At 72.1% G+C, this 2,981-nt stretch carries 4 protein-coding genes; 1 reads left to right on the top strand and 3 read right to left on the bottom strand.

All coding sequences use genetic code 11. The features are described 5' to 3' along the window. Positions 1-161: 161 nt before the first annotated feature. The 3 genes from ABD317_RS35390 to ABD317_RS35380 all read right to left on the bottom strand — a co-directional run bounded on the left by ABD317_RS35390 (position 162) and on the right by ABD317_RS35380 (position 2,474). A complete protein-coding gene (locus ABD317_RS35390; RefSeq protein WP_027757369.1) occupies positions 162-941 on the bottom strand; it encodes an MHYT domain-containing protein in 780 nt (259 codons plus the stop codon). Positions 942-1,117: 176 nt separating this feature from the next. Continuing rightward, complete coding sequence (locus tag ABD317_RS35385; RefSeq protein ID WP_027757368.1) at positions 1,118-1,300, bottom strand: hypothetical protein; 183 nt, start codon at positions 1,298-1,300, stop codon at positions 1,118-1,120. 121 nt (positions 1,301-1,421) lie between these two features. Beyond that, the gene (locus ABD317_RS35380) at positions 1,422-2,474 is read right to left on the bottom strand and encodes a fatty acid desaturase family protein (RefSeq protein WP_344295853.1); all 1,053 of its coding nucleotides are present in this window, start codon (positions 2,472-2,474) and stop codon (positions 1,422-1,424) included. Positions 2,475-2,715: 241 nt separating this feature from the next. On the opposite strand from ABD317_RS35380, the gene ABD317_RS35375 reads away from it, so the two are divergent. Further along, on the top strand, positions 2,716-2,981 hold a 266-nt coding region (locus ABD317_RS35375), incomplete at its 3' end, for a hypothetical protein (protein ID WP_344295851.1).

Raw genomic sequence — 2,981 nt, 5'->3', positions numbered from 1 at the left:
ACATTCTACCAACTCCTTGGCTCACAGAACGACATGGCTACGATCCGACTTGCTCGGCGGGGTGCTGTCCGGTGTTCGCATGGCCACCTCTTGTCGGGTTTGCGGGGGCCGGTCCGGCCCGGCGGGGCCGCTCCGGCCGTGTGCGGGCGCGGCGCGGCCTGCTAGACCGCGCCGGGCGATCGGGTCAGGCGCTGGGCGGAGACGGTGGCGGCACGTTCCGCGGCGCTCGGCGTGAGCGCGACGAACGCCGAGGTGAGGAAGAGGTACGAGCCGAGGCCGACGGCCAGCGGGAAGACGAACTGGCTGGCGGTGGCTCCGGACAGGGCCTCGGGCGAGGGCGTGACGGTCACGGACACGGCGGCCATCCCGGTGTAGTGCATGCTGGTGACCGCCGCACCCATGACCAGGGAGGCGATCCCCACGGCGAGCACGGAGCGGATATTGAGCGCGGCCCACAGCGCGCCGCTGGCCGCGGCGACCGCGATCAGTATGGAGAGAGCCACGGCCGGGAAGTCGTAGCTCATCGACCCGTGCAGGCGTACGGCGGACATCCCGAGGTAGTGCATGGCGGCCACGCCGAGGCCGGTGGCGAGGCCGGCGGCCAGCAGGGCGGGACCGCTGGCGCGGCCGCGGCCGAGCGCGAAGGCCCCGGTGCCGGCGACGGCCATGGCGACGACGAGGCTGAGGACGGTGCGGGGGATGTCGTACCGGATCTCGGTGCCGCTGACGCTGAAGCCCAGCATGGCGACGAAGTGCATCGTCCAGATGCCGGTGCCGATGGCGGACGCGGCGGTGAGCAGCCAGTTGCGCCGGGAGCGGGCGGTGGGGGCCGCCAGCGCCTGGATGGTGCAGCGCAGCCCGAGCGCGGCGCCGATGCACGCCATCACGTAGGAGAGGACGGGCGTCAGCCAGCCGTAGGCTGCGTGGTCGAGGTGTCCCATGTCTCAGGGACGCTAGTCCGCTCGGGGGCGCACGACCGGGGCGCATGCCAAACCTGACCGAACTTGACAAAGTCATGCCCGCGATCGATCAGCTCCGGCCTAAAGAAGCACGCGCCTGGCCACTTTCTTGTGGCATATTCCGCGCGGTCGTGCGCCTCCGGGGCGGGGGCGCACGGTCAGCGGCCCAGTTCCTTGCGGGTCACCCTCTTCAGCCGGCGGCGCTGCCCGGGGTCCAGCGTCAGGTAGGCGGCCACCGGCACACCGACGATCACCAGCACGGCGATCCAGAAGGAGGTCAGCCACCACAGCAGCAAGCCGACCGCCACCCCGCCGGCCGCGACTTTCCCTCGATTCGTCATCTTCCTGCCTCCTACAGCGGCGGCACACCGCCCTCGACTGGGGAACGGCTGCGCCGCTCCCCCGGTTCCTTTATCCCATGACCGGAGCCGGAGAGCGTCATACATGTGGATGAGGGACCCATTACGGGACGGGAGGCGTGCGCAGCGGCTCGCCGACCTCGTGCATGTGCTCCAGCGCCAGGCGGTACGACTCCGCGGCGCTGGTCTGCGCGTACGGCAGGCCGAGCGCGGCGCAGTGCGCGCGCACCAGCGGCTGGACCAGGCGCAGGTGGGGGCGGGGCATGTTGGGGAAGAGGTGGTGCTCGATCTGGTAGTTCAGGCCGCCCATGAGCCAGTCGGTGGTGATGCCGCCGCGCACGTTGCGCGAGGTGAGCACCTGGCGGCGCAGGTGGCCCCAGTCGTCGTCGCCGGACTCCGGCATCTCCATGCCCTTGTGGTTGGGCGCGAAGCACATCCCCAGGTGCAGGCCGAAGACCGCGTGCTGCACCAGCGCGAAGACCAGCGCCTTGCCGGGGGACATGGCCGTCAGCAGCAGGGCGGCGTAGCCGATCACGTGGGCGCCGAGGAGCAGCGCCTCCACGCGGCGCTCGCGCACGTCCTGCCGGCGCAGGTCCTGCCAGCTGGAGACCTTCAGCGCGATGCCCTCCAGGAGCAGCATCGGGAAGAACAGGGCCGCCTGGTGGCGGGTGAGCCAGCAGGCGAAGCCCTCGCGCTGCGCGGCCTGGCGCTGGGTCCAGACCAGCGCGCCGACGCCGACGTCCGGGTCCTTGTCGACGTGGTTGGGGTTGGCGTGGTGGCGGTTGTGCTTGTCCGTCCACCAGTGGTAGCTCATGCCGATCAGCAGGTTGCCGTGGAAGAGGCCGAGGGCCCGGTTGGCCCGGCGGGTGCGGGCGATCTGCGCGTGGCCGGAGTCGTGGCCGAGGAAGGCGGTCCGGGTGGTGAAGACGGCGGCGGGGACCGCGAGGAAGAGCGTCCACCAGGTGTTGCCGAGGACGTGTATGCCGACGCCCGTGGCGCCGAGCGCGAGCAGCGTGACCGCGATGCTCATCCCGTACCAGCCTCGGCGGCGGCGCAGCAGACCCGCGGCCTTCACCTCCCGCAGCAGCGGGGTGAACTCCGAACTCCTGGCGTTCGTCGCCCCCTTGGCGGACGGTATGGCAGTGGCCTGCGGCATGGCGCCTCCGGTCTCTCGGTTCGAGGAACTCGACGCTACGGAACCGGACAGCGCGGCGCGATGACGTCAGCACCCGGAACGCCCGGGTGCAATCCACCCGGCACAAGGTAGTGCCAGATACACCCTCCGCGGTAACGCCCGCGGAAAAGTGAAGTTGATCACGCTGCGGCGGCGTCCGGCCGGGCGGCGCCTGGGGTACCCTCGACCGCCCGGTAGTCAAACTTGAGGAGTGCGTCCGTACGTGACCGCCCTTCCCCCGCTCTCCCACTGTGCCGCCCTCTTCCTGCCCGCCGACCCCGCCCGCACGGGCCGGATGGCCTTCTGGCTCCCGGACCCCGCCGCGGGCGACGGCCCCGCCGCCGGTCCGCCCGCGCACGCCCGCGGCACCCGCGCCGGGCTGACCGTCGCCGTTCCGGACGGCGGCACCCGCGAGGTGCCGGCGCTGCTGCTGCCCGCCGCGGACGCGGTGCCCGTGCACGTGCGCGCCCGCGCCGCGCACGCCGCGAC

The organism is Streptomyces synnematoformans, from assembly GCF_039531005.1.
In the GTDB taxonomy this organism is placed as follows: Bacteria; Actinomycetota; Actinomycetes; order Streptomycetales; family Streptomycetaceae; genus Streptomyces; species Streptomyces synnematoformans.
The sequence above is the reverse complement of the archived record's forward strand: the minus strand, read 5'-3'. Positions and strand labels throughout refer to the sequence as shown.